The organism is Actinomadura sp. DC4, from assembly GCF_030406325.1.
In the GTDB taxonomy this organism is placed as follows: domain Bacteria; phylum Actinomycetota; class Actinomycetes; order Streptosporangiales; family Streptosporangiaceae; genus Actinoallomurus.
In genome coordinates this window covers 95,615-110,529 of the sequence record NZ_JAUEQY010000035.1, presented here as the reverse complement: position 1 = coordinate 110,529, position 14,915 = coordinate 95,615, and the positions used below count along the sequence as shown (strand labels likewise).

16 protein-coding genes are annotated in these 14,915 nt (G+C 70.8%); 13 read left to right on the top strand and 3 right to left on the bottom strand.

The genetic code is table 11. The features are described 5' to 3' along the window. A partial coding sequence (locus tag QWU11_RS40095) for an SDR family oxidoreductase (protein WP_290119792.1) occupies positions 1 to 693 on the top strand: 693 nt, incomplete at its 5' end. On the opposite strand, the gene QWU11_RS40090 is transcribed toward QWU11_RS40095, so the two are convergent. Then, positions 688 to 1,233: an EF-hand domain-containing protein gene (locus tag QWU11_RS40090; protein WP_290119791.1), complete on the bottom strand. Its 546-nt coding sequence runs from the start codon at positions 1,231 to 1,233 to the stop codon at positions 688 to 690. The two genes, QWU11_RS40095 and QWU11_RS40090, sit on opposite strands and share 6 nt — an antisense overlap. A 371-nt stretch (positions 1,234 to 1,604) precedes the next feature. Here QWU11_RS40090 and QWU11_RS40085 point away from each other — a divergent pair, with 371 nt between their 5' ends. Further along, positions 1,605 to 2,552, top strand: a complete 948-nt coding sequence (locus QWU11_RS40085) for a LysR family transcriptional regulator (protein WP_290119790.1) — start codon at positions 1,605 to 1,607, stop codon at positions 2,550 to 2,552. 21 nt (positions 2,553 to 2,573) lie between these two features. On the opposite strand, the gene QWU11_RS40080 is transcribed toward QWU11_RS40085, so the two are convergent. Then, the gene (locus QWU11_RS40080) at positions 2,574 to 2,963 is read right to left on the bottom strand and encodes a VOC family protein (RefSeq protein ID WP_290119789.1); all 390 of its coding nucleotides are present in this window, start codon (positions 2,961 to 2,963) and stop codon (positions 2,574 to 2,576) included. 81 nt (positions 2,964 to 3,044) lie between these two features. Here QWU11_RS40080 and QWU11_RS40075 point away from each other — a divergent pair, with 81 nt between their 5' ends. The 3 genes from QWU11_RS40075 to QWU11_RS40065 all read left to right on the top strand — a co-directional run bounded on the left by QWU11_RS40075 (position 3,045) and on the right by QWU11_RS40065 (position 7,741). Then, the gene (locus QWU11_RS40075) at positions 3,045 to 3,833 is read left to right on the top strand and encodes a TetR/AcrR family transcriptional regulator C-terminal domain-containing protein (protein WP_290119788.1); all 789 of its coding nucleotides are present in this window, start codon (positions 3,045 to 3,047) and stop codon (positions 3,831 to 3,833) included. 192 nt (positions 3,834 to 4,025) lie between these two features. Next, positions 4,026 to 5,759 carry an ABC transporter ATP-binding protein gene (locus QWU11_RS40070; RefSeq protein ID WP_290119787.1) on the top strand — a complete coding sequence of 578 codons (1,734 nt, stop codon included), beginning with the start codon at positions 4,026 to 4,028 and terminating at the stop codon, positions 5,757 to 5,759. After that, on the top strand, positions 5,756 to 7,741 hold the full coding sequence (locus QWU11_RS40065; protein ID WP_354670939.1) for an ABC transporter ATP-binding protein: 1,986 nt from the start codon (positions 5,756 to 5,758) through the stop codon (positions 7,739 to 7,741). The genes QWU11_RS40070 and QWU11_RS40065 overlap by 4 nt, the downstream gene beginning before the upstream one ends. Before the next feature lie 25 nt (positions 7,742 to 7,766). On the opposite strand, the gene QWU11_RS40060 is transcribed toward QWU11_RS40065, so the two are convergent. After that, positions 7,767 to 7,925: a hypothetical protein gene (locus QWU11_RS40060; RefSeq protein WP_290119786.1), complete on the bottom strand. Its 159-nt coding sequence runs from the start codon at positions 7,923 to 7,925 to the stop codon at positions 7,767 to 7,769. 289 nt (positions 7,926 to 8,214) lie between these two features. Here QWU11_RS40060 and QWU11_RS40055 point away from each other — a divergent pair, with 289 nt between their 5' ends. From QWU11_RS40055 to gvpO, 8 genes are all read left to right on the top strand, one after another. Continuing rightward, positions 8,215 to 10,107, top strand: a complete 1,893-nt coding sequence (locus tag QWU11_RS40055) for a HAMP domain-containing protein (protein WP_290119785.1) — start codon at positions 8,215 to 8,217, stop codon at positions 10,105 to 10,107. 137 nt (positions 10,108 to 10,244) lie between these two features. Further along, the gene (locus QWU11_RS40050) at positions 10,245 to 10,586 is read left to right on the top strand and encodes a hypothetical protein (RefSeq protein ID WP_290119784.1); all 342 of its coding nucleotides are present in this window, start codon (positions 10,245 to 10,247) and stop codon (positions 10,584 to 10,586) included. A 277-nt stretch (positions 10,587 to 10,863) separates the two neighbouring features. Continuing rightward, positions 10,864 to 11,523 (top strand): hypothetical protein, encoded by a 660-nt coding sequence (locus tag QWU11_RS40045; RefSeq protein ID WP_290119783.1) that lies wholly within the window; start codon positions 10,864 to 10,866, stop codon positions 11,521 to 11,523. 77 nt (positions 11,524 to 11,600) lie between these two features. Beyond that, positions 11,601 to 12,983 carry an SRPBCC family protein gene (locus tag QWU11_RS40040; RefSeq protein ID WP_290119782.1) on the top strand — a complete coding sequence of 461 codons (1,383 nt, stop codon included), beginning with the start codon at positions 11,601 to 11,603 and terminating at the stop codon, positions 12,981 to 12,983. Positions 12,984 to 13,014: 31 nt separating this feature from the next. Then, positions 13,015 to 13,440: a gas vesicle protein GvpJ gene (gene gvpJ / locus QWU11_RS40035; protein ID WP_290119781.1), complete on the top strand. Its 426-nt coding sequence runs from the start codon at positions 13,015 to 13,017 to the stop codon at positions 13,438 to 13,440. Continuing rightward, positions 13,437 to 14,234 (top strand): GvpL/GvpF family gas vesicle protein, encoded by a 798-nt coding sequence (locus QWU11_RS40030; protein ID WP_290119780.1) that lies wholly within the window; start codon positions 13,437 to 13,439, stop codon positions 14,232 to 14,234. The genes gvpJ and QWU11_RS40030 overlap by 4 nt, the downstream gene beginning before the upstream one ends. Before the next feature lie 3 nt (positions 14,235 to 14,237). After that, positions 14,238 to 14,507, top strand: a complete 270-nt coding sequence (locus tag QWU11_RS40025) for a gas vesicle protein GvpG (RefSeq protein ID WP_290119779.1) — start codon at positions 14,238 to 14,240, stop codon at positions 14,505 to 14,507. Further along, positions 14,485 to 14,892 (top strand): gas vesicle protein GvpO, encoded by a 408-nt coding sequence (gene gvpO / locus QWU11_RS40020; RefSeq protein ID WP_290119778.1) that lies wholly within the window; start codon positions 14,485 to 14,487, stop codon positions 14,890 to 14,892. Before QWU11_RS40025 ends, gvpO begins: the two co-directional genes overlap by 23 nt. Positions 14,893 to 14,915: the final 23 nt, after the last annotated feature.

The following is a 14,915-nucleotide window of genomic DNA, read 5'->3' as shown; positions in this document are numbered from 1 at the left end:
CGGCTCGCGCGGGACGGGATGGCGGTGGCGATCAACAGCCACCCCTCGCCGGTGAGGGTGGCCGCGGCGGAGGAGGTCGCCGCCGGGATCCGGGACGAGGGCGGTACGGCGGCGGTCTACGTCGCCGACGTCGGCGACGCGGCGTCGGTGGACGCGATGTTCGGCCGCTGCGAGGAGGAGCTGGGCCGGGTCGGCGTGCTGGTGCCCAACGCCGCCACGACCAGGCGCGCGGACTGGACCGAACTCACCGGCGCCGACTGGGACTCGATCGTCTCGGTGAACCTCATGGGCGCGGTCCACTGCTCCCGGCGCGCCTTCGCCGAGGACCCGCCTCCGGGCGGAGCGATCGTGACGGTCAGCAGCGTCCTGGCCCGCCTGGGCGCGGCGGACTCCGTCCCGTACGTGACGACCAAGGCGGGCCTGCTCGGCTTCACCCGCTCGATGGCGCGCGCCCTCGGGCCGGCCGGTGTGCGGGTCAACGCGGTCATGCCGGGCGCCATCCGTACGGAGGAGGAGCTGGAGGCGTACCCGGACCGGGCCGAGATGGACCGCCAGGCCCTGTCACGTCAGGCGATCGGCCGCAGAGGGGTCGCCGAGGACATCGCGAACGCGGTCGGTTTTCTCGTGGGCCCGGACAGCGCCTTCATCACCGGCCAGACGCTCTGCGTGGACGGAGGCTGGGTGCTCTCATGAGCCGGCTTTCCGGTGGGCCAGGAGGGGGCCGAAGACCCACGTGCCGGAGGCCTCGGGGTCGTCACCGGCCCAGAACTCCGTCCACAGGCGGACGAACTCCGGGCGGGAGATGAAGCCGTCGCCGTCGAGGTCGAGCAGGGGGAAGGTCGCGTCGGTGTCCATCGGGCGGCCGCTCCAGGCCTCGATGAGCCGGTGGTACTCCCCGGCGGAGACGCGGCCGTCGCCGTCCTCGTCGACCGCCTCGAACATCGCCTCGGCGGTGCCGGTCACCGCGTCGGGCATGCCGCCGAGCCGGTCGACGACCAGCAGGACCTCATCGAGGGTGACCCGGCCGTCGCGGTCGCGGTCCGAGGCGGTCAGCAGAGTGGTCCACCAGCCCATCATGACCGTACGTAGCCGCTTGTGGTCACCGTCGCCGCGGATCGCGATCCAGCGGGCGGTGAGGGCCGCGAAGTCGGCCTCTTCGAGGAACCCGTCGCCGTCGGAGTCCATCGCGCCGAACACTAAGCCGATCTTCCTCCGCTGGAACTCGCCGGCCATTTCTCCACCTCTGCGTTGATGGTGACTTTACGTACATGCACGATTATGCACGGTGATGGACTCGGCGGCCATTAAGTGATCATTCGGTTACCAAGGGTTCATGGAAGTGGAACGCTCGCCACCGCCACCACGTGCGGTGGACCCTGGGTTCGGCGGTCCGGGGGCAGGGGCGCCGTTGGGGACTGCCAGGGGTGGGCGGCGATGGCGAGCGTGCTCGGTGCCGCCCCCTGTGGAGGGGCGGCGTCCTGCTCGGGGAGAGCGTTCGCGGTCACGTCTCCGGTATAGCCGGACAGTGCCAGCGATTCGGGCAAAGTTCACGAAACCTTAACTTGAGGGCATGAATCGGATATTGGATCGCGTACGTTGAAGCTGTGGAACTTCGGCAGCTCGCGTCGTTCCTGGCGGTCGTCGAGGAGGGGCAGTTCGCCCGGGCGGCCGCCCGGCTGTTCCTGTCTCCGCCCGCGGTGACCGGGCACATCCAGCGACTCGAACGCGAGCTCGGCGTACGGCTTCTCGAGCGTTCCCCGATCGCGCTGACCTCGGCGGGCGAACGCCTGGTGCCCCACGCCCGTACGATGCTCGCCGCGGCCAACGCCGCCGCCGACGCGATCAGTGACATACGAGCCGAGGACGCCGCGCCGCTGCGCATCGGCGTGATGGCGCCCGGCTCGGCCGAGCTGACCCCGGCGATCCTGCGAGCGTTCCGCAAGGCGCAGCCGCACACCTTGCTGAGCGTGGAGAGCCTGACCTTCGCCGAGCACACCACCGCGCTGACCGAGCACCGGGTGGACGTCGCCTTCGTACGCCCGCCCCCGGTCGACGACCGCATCCTCGTCGACGTCCTGACGACCGAACCGAGGGTCCTGATCGTCCCGTCGGCCAACCCGGTCGGCGAAGCGGACACACTGCGCCTGGACGACGTGCTCGACCTGCAGTTCGTCGGCCTCCCGGAGAACGCGCCCCGGGTGTTCACCGACTACCTGTACTTCTCCGCGGCCCGCAACGGCACCCCCCCTCGCTGCGGGGTCGACCGGGCCACGACCATCCAGGACGTGCTGACCTGCGTGTCCGCCGGCCGAGGTACGGGCGCGGGCCTGTACTCCTTCGCGCGGCTGTACCGCTGGCCGGGGATCAGTTTCGTCCCGGTCCTGGACGCCCCCTGGGAACAGAGCGCGCTGGCAACCCGCCGAGACGACACCCGCCCGGAGGTACGAGCCTTCCGCACACTGGCCGCCACCCTCGCCCGCGACCTCGGCCCCAAGCTCGTTCCCAGCCAGGATCATGCCCGTGCGCCGATGACAGAGGCCTCCCACCGGTGATCGCGCGTGCCGATCGTGGGCTCACATGGCGGCAGGGGCGTTCCAGTCCACGAGCTGGACGATGACGCCGTTGGGGTCGGTGACCTGGAAGGCGCGCTCGCCCCAGGGTTCTTCCCGCAGTGGCATCGTGATGGCGACTCCCTCGCCGGCCAGGCGGGCCAGCTCGCCCTCGAGATCGTCGACGACGAAGGCGAGGATCACCCCGTCGGCGTGGTCGTCGCGCTGGTCGGAGGGCAACGTCGCCAGGCCGCGGCGAAGGAAGACGACGTTCATGCCGGCGTCCTCCCGGCTCAGGGAGACGAACCCCTCCGCGACCAGGTCCTGCCGGAAGCCGAAGTGGCCGGTCAGGAACGCGGCGGACGTCTCGACGTCCTCGACGTTGAGCGAAACGGCCGATGTGGTGATCTTCACAGGGGTCTCCCGACAGGCTCGATAACTCTGTACGACGTACAATGTACAACGTACAGAGAATTTGGGCGGGAGAATGCCCTCATGTCCACGGAACGCAGTAGCGCCGGCGACCCCGCACGCACTCTCAGGCTGCTCTGGCGGGAGCCCGGCGCGGACACCCGGCGCGGGCCGCGTCAGGGGCTGAGCGTCGAGCGGGTCGTCGCGGCCGCGCTCGATCTGGCGGACGCCGACGGCCTGGGCGCCGTCACGATGCGTCAGGTGGCAGGCGCCCTTGGCGTGGTGCCGATGTCGCTGTACACCTACGTGCCCGGCAAGGCGGAGCTCCTCGACCTCATGCTCGACACGGTCTATGGGCAGATGTCCCGCGAGGACCTGTCCGGGAAGCCCTGGCGTGAGCGCCTCACCGCCGTCGCGCAGGCGAATCGGGAGCTCTTCGACCGGCACCCCTGGGTGGCCGAGGTCGCCACGGGCCGGCCCCCGCTCGGGCCCGGCCTCATGGCCAAGTACGAGCACGAGCTGCGGGCGTTCGAGGGCCTCGGGCTCGACGACGTCGCCATGGACGCGGCCCTGACCTTCCTGCTCGGCTTCGTCAGCGCCGCCGCGCGCTCGGCGGCCGAGGCGGTCGCCGTGCGCCGGGACAGTGCGATGAGCGAGGAGCAGTGGTGGGCCGCCAACGCCCCTCTCCTCGGCCGCGTCTTCGACCAGGACGGCTACCCCACGGCGGCCCGCGTCGGCAGCGCCGCGGGCGCCGCCCACGGTGCGGCCTACAGCCCCGACCACGCTTACCGTTTTGGCCTGGAACGTGTCCTCGACGGCCTGGGTGTCCTGATCGATGGTCAGCCTGAGGGCTCCGGCGCAACTACTTCGTGACGACCGGCCACCCCCGGACAGTACGGAACGTGCCACGCACCCGCTCTGAACTGGTGAGACGCCACCCGGTCGTTAGCCGGCGCCGTAAATAATCTGCACACGTCCGGGGTGATTAGAGGTACTTTTCCTGTCTGTCCCCCAGAGCCCCCGGGGAAATCGGCCTGGTTTCATATCGACAGAGAGAGCCCGCGTGTGCTGATCCGACTCCTTCGCGCCTACCTGCGCCCGTACCGAAAGCCGCTCGCGCTCGTGGTGGCGCTCCAACTGGTTCAGACCCTCGCCACGCTCTACCTGCCGACGCTGAACGCCGACATCATCGACCAGGGCGTCGTCAAAGGCGACACGGGCTACATCATGCGCACCGGCGGCGTCATGCTCATCGTGGCTCTGGTGCAGATCGTCTGCGGGGTGAGCGCCGTCTACTTCGGCGCCCGTACCGCGATGGCCGTCGGCCGCGACCTACGGGCCGGCATCTTCAACCGGGTCCAGGAGTTCTCCGCCCGCGAGGTCGGGCGGTTCGGCACGCCGTCGCTGATCACCCGGACCACCAATGACGTGCAGCAGGTCCAGATGCTGGCCCTGATGACGTTCATCATGATGGTGTCGGCCCCGATCATGGGGATCGGCGGCATCATCCTGGCGCTCAACCAGGACGTCGAGCTCTCGTCGCTGCTGCTGATCATCGTCCCGGTGCTGGGTGTGATCATCGGCTTGATCATCCGCCGGATGCGGTCGCTGTTCCGGCTGATGCAGGACCGCATCGACACGATCAACCGGATCCTCCGCGAGCAGATCGGCGGCGTACGGGTCATCCGGGCCTTCGTACGGGACAAGCCCGAGCAGGAGCGGTTCGCCGTCTCCAACAACGAGCTGCTGGAGGTCTCGCTCGGCACCGGACGGCTGATGGCGCTGATGTTCCCGACGGTGATGTTCGTCGTGAACGTCTCCAGCGTCGGGGTGCTGTGGTTCGGCGGCCACCTGATCAACAGCGGATCGATGCAGGTCGGGGCGTTGACCGCGTTCCTCAGCTACCTCATGCAGATCCTGATGTCGGTGATGATGGCGACCTTCATGTTCATGATGGTGCCGCGCGCCGAGGTGTGCGCCGAGCGCATCCAGGAGGTCCTGGACACCGAGTCCAGCGTGGTGCCGCCGGCCGACCCCGTGAGGACGCTCGCCGTCCACGGTCACCTGGAGCTGCGGGACGTCGAGTTCCGCTACCCGGGCGCCGAGGAGCCGGTGCTGTGCGCGATCGGCCTCGACGCTCGGCCGGGCGAGGTCACCGCGATCATCGGGTCGACGGGCAGCGGCAAGACCACGCTGCTCAACCTCATCCCGCGTCTCATGGACGTCACCGGCGGCGAGGTGCTCGTCGACGGCGTCGACGTGCGAAAACTCGATCCCGACGTGCTGTCGGAGGCGGTCGCCTTCGTACCCCAGAAGCCGTACCTGTTCTCCGGCACCGTCGCCTCCAACCTGCGGTACGGCAAGCCCGACGCCACCGACGAGGAGCTCTGGCACGCCCTGGAGATCGCGCAGGGGCGTGACTTCGTGGAGCGCATGGACGGCGCCCTGGACGCCAAGATCGACCAGGGCGGCACCAACGTCTCCGGCGGTCAGCGCCAGCGGCTCGCCATCGCCCGCGCCCTCGTACGGCGGCCCGAGATCTACCTGTTCGACGACTCGTTCTCCGCCCTCGACTACGCGACCGACGCGGCGCTGCGATCCGCCCTGGCCGCCGAGACGGCCGAGGCGACCGTCGTGATCGTCGCCCAGCGCGTCTCCACCATCCGGCACGCCGACCGCATCATCGTCCTCGACGAGGGCCGGGTGGTCGGCGTCGGCACGCACCACGAGCTGATGGACGCCAACGACACCTATCGGGAGATCGTCCTCTCCCAGCTCACCGAGCAGGAGGCCGCATGAGCTCCCCCGCACGCGGCGAACGCCCGGTCCCCGGCCGCGGACCGGGGCCGGCGCCGGGGACGACCCGCGGGCCGGCCGCGTTCATGGCCGGCCGGTCGACGGAGAAGTCGCTGGACTTCAGCGGGTCCAGCCGGCGGCTGCTGCGCATGCTGCGGCCCGAGCGCCCGCTGATCGTCGCCACGCTGCTGCTGGCCGTCGCGAGCGTCACGACGACGGTGCTCGGCCCGAGGATCCTCGGACAGGCCACCGACCTGATCTTCGCCGGGGTCGTCGGCCGTGACGCGCCGCCCGGCGTGACCAAGGCCCAGATGGTCGCCCGCCTGCGGGCGAACGGCCAGGGCACCCTCGCCGACATGCTGAACTCCATCGACTTCGTGCCCGGTCACGGCATCGACTTCGGCAAGGTCGGCATGGTCCTGCTGACCGTCCTGGCGCTGTTCGCGGTGGCGGCCGTCTTCGGCCTGGTCCAGGCCCGCCTGACGACGACCATCGTGCAACGTTCGATGTACCGCCTGCGTGAGCAGGCCGAGACCAAGCTGGCCCGGCTCCCGCTCGGCTACTTCGACCGCCAGCCGCACGGCGAGGTGCTCAGCCGGGTCACCAACGACATCGACAACCTGTCCCAGACGCTCCAGCAGACCCTCAGTCAGATCCTGACCTCACTGCTCACGATCGTCGGCGTGCTGACCATGATGATCATCATCTCGCCGCTGCTGGCGATCGTCGCGCTGGTGACCGTACCCGTGTCGGTGCTGGTCGCAGGCAGGATCGGCAAGAAGGCCCAGCCGCAGTTCGTCAAGCAGTGGGCCACCACGGGCCGCCTCAACGGCCATATCGAGGAGATGTACACCGGGCACTCGCTGGTCAAGGTCTTCGGCCGCCAGAAGGAGTCGCGCGAGATCTTCGAGGACCACAACGAGACCCTGTACGCCTCCAGCTTCCGGGCCCAGTTCATCTCCGGCATGATCCAGCCCGCGATGATGTTCATCGGCAACCTGAACTACGTCATCGTCGCGGTCGTCGGCGGCCTCCGGGTGGCCTCGGGCTCGCTCTCGCTGGGCGAGGTGCAGGCGTTCGTCCAGTACTCCCGGCAGTTCACCCAGCCCATCACCCAGGTGGCGAGCATGGCCAACCTGCTGCAGTCGGGGGTCGCCTCGGCCGAGCGCGTCTTCGCCCTGCTGGACGCCGAGGAGCAGGATCCGGACCCGATCACGCCGGTACGGCCGCAGGACGTCCGCGGGCGGGTGGCGTTCGAGCACGTCTCGTTCAGCTACAACCCCGACATCCCGCTGATCGAGGACCTGTCCCTGGCCGTGGAGCCGGGCCAGACCGTCGCCATCGTCGGCCCGACCGGCGCCGGCAAGACCACGCTGGTCAACCTCCTCATGCGCTTCTACGAGGTCACCGGCGGCCGGATCACGCTCGACGGCGTGGACGTCGCCGAGATGACGCGAGAAGACCTGCGGGCACGTACGGGCATGGTGCTGCAGGACGCCTGGCTGTTCGGCGGCACGATCGCGGAGAACATCGCGTACGGCGCCGCCGGCGCGACCCAGGAGCAGATCGTGGAGGCGGCCCTGGCCACGCACGTCGACCGGTTCGTCCGTACGCTGCCCGACGGCTACGACACGATCATCGACGACGAGGGCACCAACGTCAGCACGGGCGAGAAACAGCTGATCACCATCGCCCGCGCCTTCCTCGCCCGGCCGTCGATCCTCATCCTGGACGAGGCGACCAGCTCGGTGGACACACGCACCGAGGTGCTCATCCAGCGCGCGATGAGCTCCCTGCGCGAGGGCCGTACGAGCTTCGTGATCGCCCACCGGCTGTCCACGATCCGCGACGCGGACCTGATCCTCGTCATGGAGTCGGGCAGCATCGTCGAACAGGGCACCCACGACGAGCTGCTGAAGGCCGAGGGCGCGTACGCCCGCCTCTACACCGCCCAGTTCGCCCAGGCCGTCGTGGAGATCGACTAGCCGTCTACACGGTCCGGGGCGGCCTTCACACCAGCCATCCGGGCAGGTCCGCACGAAAACCGGCGATCGGCGGTGCGGCGGCGAGGGCGCCGGCCGCCGCGCCAGTGGGGCCGGCCGGGCCGTACGGGCCCGGCCGGACCTGCGAGGGACACCCGTGGGTCTCGGCCGGGGCGGCACCCGTCACCCCCGGTCGTCACGGCCGCGCGCGAACAACTGCCCGGGTGGCCGATACCGCGCAGGGGCTCATCACATGAGGATTACAGCATCGCCGTCAGCCGGACGGCTTCGAAGCGGACCCCCGCCCCGACGAGAACTGCAGCTCATCGCCGGACCGGTCGACACCGGTCCCGGCGTCATGCTCCTCGACATCGCCGTCGGTGGGGGAGGCCGACACGGTCAGGAGATGAGCTGTGCGAGTGCGGATGCCGAACCGGAGGGGGCGAGACGCCCCCCGGCGAGGGCTGACCTTCCGCATGGCACTCGCCGGCGGCGTCGTGGCGGTCCTGCTCATCGGCGCCTTCACCCTGCTGCTCACGACGATCTTCGGCCTGCGCGACGCCGGCGTGACCGAGCGGCGTTCCGAGGCCGTGCTGATCTCCTCCGACCGGCTCGAGAAGTCCGTGACCGACCTCGACGAGGAGGCGCGTGGGCTCGTCCTCACCGGAGACTCTCGCTTCCTGCGCGACTACACCCTCGAGAAGGCCGCCATGCCCGCGGAAGAGGCCGATCTGGTCCGCCTGGTGGCCCATGGAGACGGCGCCCAGGCCGTACGGGCCCGGCGGATCGTCCAGGCCGGCGAGGCGTACGTGCGCGGCTACGTCGCGCCGCTGGTCGACGCCGAGCGGACCGACCCGGCCGCGGCGCGGTCGATGCTGCAGGGCGGCGAGGGCCCGCAGCGCCTGAGCGCGCTGCGCGCCGAGTGCGCGGCCTTCGCGTCGGCCCAGCGCACGATCGCCGCCAGGTCGGAGCAGCACTCGATCGACGCCGCCCGCGACGCCGCGATCACGGCGGGCATGTCCGGCGGGGGCGCGCTCCTGCTGGTGTGCTGCTTCGTCGTGTACCTGACGAGAGTGATCGTCCACCCGGTACGCCGCGCCGCCCTCGCGGCCGGGGCCCTCGCCGAGGGCGACTTCGCCGTACGGATGCCGGAGACCTCGCCGGGCGAGCTCGGCACGATCGGCACGCGGTTCAACTCCATGGTGGGCTCGCTGAAGATGAGCCGTGACAGGCTCCGCCAGTTCGCCGGCGAACAGGGGGCGCTGCGGCGCGTCGCGACGCTCGTCGCCTGCGGGGTGTCGCCGACGCAGGTCTTCGACGCCGTGGCCGCCGAGGTCGGCCACCTGCTGGGGGTCGACCACACCGAGATCATCCGGTTCGAGTCCGACGACACGGCCCGGGTGGTCGGCTACTGGAGCGACCCGCGCGTCCCGGAGGTCATGCCGCCCCTCAACGGCCACTGGCCGGTCGAGAGCGGCACCGTCACGTCCGCCGTGCTGACCACCGAACGCCCGGCGCGGATGAAGAACTACGAGCGCGCCACCAGCGCCATCGGCATCTGGGCGCACACGGCCGGCATCCGCTGCGTCGTGGGCTGCCCGATCAAGGTCGAGGGCCGGGTCTGGGGCGCGATGCTCATCCACTCGCTCGACGCCGAGCCGCTGCCGGGCGTCACCGAGGACCGCATGCAGGAGTTCATGGACCTCGTCGGCGCCGCGATCGCGAACGCGCAGAGCCGCAGCGACCTGCTCGCCTCGCGCGCCCGCGTGGTCGCCGCCGCGGACGAGAGCCGCCGGCGCATCGAGCGCGACCTGCACGACGGCGCGCAGCAGCAACTCGTCACGCTCACCCTCAAGCTGCGGACGCTCGAGACCACGGCGGTGGCACCCGGCCAGGACCGGCTGAGGGGCGAGCTGTCCGACGTCGTGCACGACCTGTCCAACGTCCTGGACGACCTGCAGGAGGTCTCCCGCGGCATCGTCCCGCCGATCCTGACGCGCAGCGGCCTCCGCCCGGCCCTGCGGTCCCTCGCGCGGCACTCGCCGGTGCCCGTCACGCTCCAGGCGGACGTCGCCGGGCGGCTGCCCGAAAGCGTCGAGGTCGCGGTCTACTACACCGTCTCGGAGACGCTGACCAACGTGGTCAAGCACGCGAGCGCCTCCGAGGTGCGCGTCGACCTCGTCCTGGAACACCGGACCGTATGCCTGTCGGTCCACGACGACGGGCGCGGCGGCGCCGACTTCGCCGGCGGGTCCGGGCTCGTCGGCCTCAAGGACCGGGTGGAGGCGCTCGGCGGCTCCATCGAGGTGCTCAGCCCCGCCGGCGGCGGCACGTCCGTCCTCGTGCACATCCCGCTGCCGGACCGATGACTTCTCGGGCTCCCGGAGGTCATAACCCAGGAGGTCAGTGCCGGCCACGGGAGGCAGATCGTGCACACCACCACCGAGTACGCGAGCGGTGTCCGCCTCCGGTCCTCCTTGGCGTACGGCCTGGTCAGGACGCCCTGATGTCGGAGGACCACGAGCCGTCTCCGCGGTCCTGGAGGCGGCCCGGGTCCGGTTTCGTGACCCGGGTGGTCACGGTCGCCGCCGGGTGCTCACGCGCCTACGACGCCTCCGAGTGGCGCGACGCGATCGTGGTCGTCGAGTGCGGCGAGGTGGAGCTGGAGAGCGCGGCGGGCGTCCGCCGCTCGTTCGGCAGCGGCGCGATCCTCTGGCTGGACGAGCTGCCGCTCCGGGCGCTGAACAACCGGGGTACGGGCCCGGCCGTGCTCGTCGCGGTCTCTCGCCGCCCTCCGCCCGGCGAGGACTCACACCCGTCACCGGGGCCACGGCCGCCCTCGATGTGAAGAGCATGCAAAGAAACCCGTCGATCACGCGCTGACCTGCTCGAACGGGGAGCCCGTGGGTAGAGGTACTACAAAAGAGACTGCGACGGGCGGCCGGTGGCGATGTGTGCGCCGGGCCTCCGGCGGTGATCGGAAACCGTGCCGCGGTACGGCCTGACCAGCGTGCCGGCCGGGGCCGCGACGTCTTCCGCGGCCTACGGCGGCCACGGCCCGGAAGAGCGCTTCGCCTCTGCCGCCAGGTCCTGCCGATTCTGGTGTCGCGCGAGGGGGAGATCGGATGAAGTGCGGAAGTCAGATAGCCGTCGCCGTCGTCGGCGGCTACGTCCTAGGGCGGAGCCGCAAGACCCGGATGGCGATCCTCTTGGCGCTCATGGCGGCGGGAGGCGGCAAGCTCCCCATCGGTCCCGAGGACCTGCTGCGTAAGACGCCTCTGGGCGGTCCGCTGGACAAGCTCACCAGTGATCTTCGTGGCCAGCTCGTCGACGCCGGGATGAACGTGGCGAAGAAGGCGGCGAGCAGCCGCATCGACTCGCTCAGCGACCGGCTGCAGGAGCGCGCGGAGACGCTGCGCGGCACCGGTGGCAAGGCGGCGGAGGACACCGACGAGGACGAGCGGGAGGAGCGCTCCCGGCCGCGCCGGGACCGCGAGGCGCCGCCGCGGCGCAGGCGGGAGGAACCGCCCCGCCGGGTCCGTGAGCCCGAGTACGACGAGGACGAGTACGACGAAGACGAGTACGACGAAGACGAGGGCGAAGGGGAGGACGACGACTACGAGCGTGACGACGACGACCGCGACGACTATGACGAACCCGAGCCCGAACCGGAGCCCGAACCGGGGCCTGAGCGGCGCCGGCGTCCTCCGGCCCGGTCCACGCGCCCTGAGTCCCGCCGCCGGACGCGCGACGACGACCGTCCGAGGGGCAGGTCGGCCCGGTAGCGAGACGCGGCATTGCCGACCCGTCTGGTTGTGCGCGACCCACGACCTTGGGCGAACGCCCAGGGGAGGGAGGCGGTATGACGACTCAGCGTGATGAGCTGGGCAAGGAGAGCGCCGAGCTGACCGACGAGCTGCCGACACAGCGGCTCGCGCAGGAGGCCAAGAGCCTGCTGCAGGCCTTCGCCGAGAAGATGCTGGCCTCCGTGGGCGACAAGGTCAGCGACAAGGTCAACGAGGTCAGCCACGGGCTGCTCGAGAAGGCCGAGGGCGCCGACGGCGGCGGCCCCGGGGTGAAGGCCGCGATCTCCGGGGTGAAGGCCCTCAACGAGGGCAAGGGGCCGTTCCGCGCCATGCTGGGCGCCGCGGGAACCGGGATCAAGGAGAAGGTCAAGGGCTTCTTCAAGGGTGGCAAGGGCAAAAAAGGCGGCCTGAAGCTCATCAACATCGTCGAGACGATCGACGTCGGCGCGCCGCTGCGCCTCGTGTACAACCAGTGGACCCAGTACGAGGACTTCTCGAAGTTCATGAAGAAGGTCGAGAACGTCGAGCGGCCCGAAGAGGACAAGTCCAACTGGAAGGCGCAGGTCTTCTGGTCGCACCGCACCTGGGAGGCGAACACCGTCGAGCAGGTGCCCGACGACCACATCGTGTGGCGGGCCAAGGGCGCCAAGGGGTACGTCGACGGCGCGGTGTCCTTCTCCGAGCTCGCGCCGAACCTGACCCGGATCTGCCTCGTGATGGAGTACCACCCGCAGGGGCTGTTCGAGCGCACCGGGAACCTCTGGCGGGCCCCGGGCCGCCGTACCCGCCTGGAGTTCAAACACTTCCGGCGGCACGTGATGGCCCACGCGATCCTCAATCCCGACGAGATCGAGGGCTGGCGGGGCGAGATCCGGGACGGCGAGGTCGTCAAGACCCACGAAGAGGCGATGGAGGAGGAGGAAGAGCGCAAGAGCCGCGAGGATGCCGAGAGCTCCGACGGCGAGGCTCCGGAGGAAGAGGCGCCGCGCGACGAGGAGGAAGGCGAGGAGTCCGAGGGCGAGGAGTCCGAGGGCGAGCCCGAAGAGGACGAGGAAGAGGGCGAAGAGGGCGAAGAGGGCGAAGAGGGCAAGGAAGAAGGCGACGAGGAGCCGGAGGGCGACAAGGAAGAGCCCGAGGAGTCTGAGGAGCCCGACGAGCCGAGACGCCCGCGCCGCCGCCCGGCCGCCGAAGGCGAACGAGCGCGTCCGGCGCGCCGGCGCCCGCCCGGCGACGAGGACGAGGACCGCCCGCGCCGCTCGCGCAGGCGTCCGCCCGCGGAAGAGGACGACGAGGGCCCTGAGGACGAGGAGCGTCCGCGCCGTCCGCGACGGCGGCCCGCCGCCGAGGAGGGCGGCGAGCAGGAAGAAGGGGAGCGCCCGACGCCGATCCGGCGGCCGCGGCGCCGGCCGCCGCGTGATCGCGGTGAGGAGCCCACGTGACCACGCGTAGCCGATCGGGGGATGAGGCCGCATGACTGTTTCGGGGTACGAAGGACCGGGAGCCGTCCAGCGTTCGTCCGGGGGCGGACTGGTGGACGTCATCGACACGATTCTGGACAAGGGCCTCGTCATCGACGCCTTCGTCCGGGTGTCACTGGTGGGGATCGAGCTGATCACCATCGACGCGCGCATCGTCGTGGCGAGCGTGGACACCTATCTGCGTTTCGCCGAGGCCACCAACCGCCTGGACCTGTACGAGAAGGGCGGCAAGGACCTGCCCACCGTCATGAAGGACCTGACCGAGGGCGGCACCAAGAGCGTGGCCAAGGGCAAGACGAAGGGCATCCTCGACGCGGCCAAGGAGACCGTCGGAGAGGTACTGGAGGAGCGCTCAGACGACCGGGAGGAACGCCGGGAGGCCCGTCGCCGGGCACCGCGAAGGGAGCGTGACCGGTGAAGACGCGGCCTGAGAGTGAGACCGCCCGGCGTCCCGCGAGCGATCGCGCGCACGCCTGCTACGTGTACGGGATCGTCCCCGCGGACACCAGGGTGCCCGAGGATCTGACCGGCGTCGGCGGCGGCCCGGTGTCCCTGGTCCGGCACGACGACCTCGCGGGCGTGGTCAGCGAGATCTCCATCCAGCAGCCGCTGGGGACACGGGACCACCTGCTCGCGCACGAGGACGTCGTCGAGGCGCTCGCGGCGGAGACGACGACGCTGCCGCTGCGCTTCGGCTCCGTGGTCACCACGGCCGACGCGCTGGTCGAGGAGATGTTGATCCCGTACCACGACTGGTTCTCCGAGGTGCTCGACGACCTGCGGGGCGGGCAGGAGTACGCCGTCGTGGGCAGCTACGTCGAGGACACCGTCATCCGCGAGGTGCTGGATGAGGACCCGGAGGCCGCGCGGCTGCGCGAGCGGATCCGCGAGCTTCCCGAAGACGCCGCCTACTACGACCGGATCCGCCTGGGCGAGCTCATCGTGAAGGCGCTGGACGAGAAGCGCCAGGTGGACACCGAGGAACTGGTCAACACCCTCGAACCGCACGCGTCCGCCGTGGCGGCGCGCGCGCCGGCCGGCGAGGACACCGCCGCCGACGCGGCGTTCCTGGTCGCCGAGCAGGACGTGGCCGGGTTCGAGGAGGCCGTGGACGAGCTCGGGGAGCGGTGGGCCGGCCGGATCAGGCTGCGCCTGGTCGGACCGCTCGCACCGTATGACTTCGTCCCGCCCGCACCGGAGGAAGGGACCTGACCGATGGGACTCCTGACCGGCCTGCTCACGCTGCCGCTGGCGCCCGTACGCGGCGTCTCCTGGCTGGCCCAGCAACTCCTGGAGCAGGCGGAACAGCAGATGTACGACCCGGCCTCGGTGCGCCGGCAGGTGGCCGAGATCGAGGCCGCCGTGACCGCCGGCGAGCTGTCGGAGGAGGACGCGACGGAGCTGGAGAACGAGCTGCTGAGCCGGATGATGACGCGGCGCGCCGCCGGGGCGGAGGGAGATCGTGGCTTCCCGCGATCCCCGTGACCGGGAACGCCCGAGCCGGAGACCCGGGCCGGAGCGGTCCGGGCCGGCGCCCGGTGAGCGGGCCGGCCGGTTCGGCTCCGACCGGGGTCCGCCCGAACGGCACGAGCGTCCCCGTACGGCCCGGAGGCAGTCCTCCGAGATGGCCCGGCTGGCGGCCGGCTACGTCGCCGAGATGGCCGGGAGAGAGGCCGAGGGGATCGTCTCGCTGGAGGAGACCGGCGACGGCCGCTGGCAGGTCGGCGTGGAGGTCGTCGAGACCCGGCGCATCCCCGACTCCACCGACATCCTGGCCGTCTACGAGACCGAGCTGGACGCGGAGGGCGAGCTGATCGCCTGCCGGCGCGTCAAACGCTACTCGCGATGCCAGCTGAAGGAGACGTCGTGACCGGCCCCGCGCCGGGCCGGGGG

Bases quoted from the DNA above. Each gene is read 5' to 3' on its own strand.
- QWU11_RS40065 (WP_354670939.1), top strand. From the start codon at position 5,756: ATGAGCTCCCCCGCACGCGGCGAACGCCCGGTCCCCGGCCGCGGACCG.
- QWU11_RS40025 (WP_290119779.1), top strand. From the start codon at position 14,238: ATGGGACTCCTGACCGGCCTGCTCACGCTGCCGCTGGCGCCCGTACGC.
- QWU11_RS40075 (WP_290119788.1), top strand. From the start codon at position 3,045: ATGTCCACGGAACGCAGTAGCGCCGGCGACCCCGCACGCACTCTCAGG.
- QWU11_RS40045 (WP_290119783.1), top strand. From the start codon at position 10,864: ATGAAGTGCGGAAGTCAGATAGCCGTCGCCGTCGTCGGCGGCTACGTC.
- gvpJ (WP_290119781.1), top strand. From the start codon at position 13,015: ATGACTGTTTCGGGGTACGAAGGACCGGGAGCCGTCCAGCGTTCGTCC.
- QWU11_RS40090 (WP_290119791.1), bottom strand. From the start codon at position 1,233: ATGGCCGGCGAGTTCCAGCGGAGGAAGATCGGCTTAGTGTTCGGCGCG.
- QWU11_RS40050 (WP_290119784.1), top strand. From the start codon at position 10,245: ATGTCGGAGGACCACGAGCCGTCTCCGCGGTCCTGGAGGCGGCCCGGG.
- QWU11_RS40040 (WP_290119782.1), top strand. From the start codon at position 11,601: ATGACGACTCAGCGTGATGAGCTGGGCAAGGAGAGCGCCGAGCTGACC.
- QWU11_RS40055 (WP_290119785.1), top strand. From the start codon at position 8,215: ATGGCACTCGCCGGCGGCGTCGTGGCGGTCCTGCTCATCGGCGCCTTC.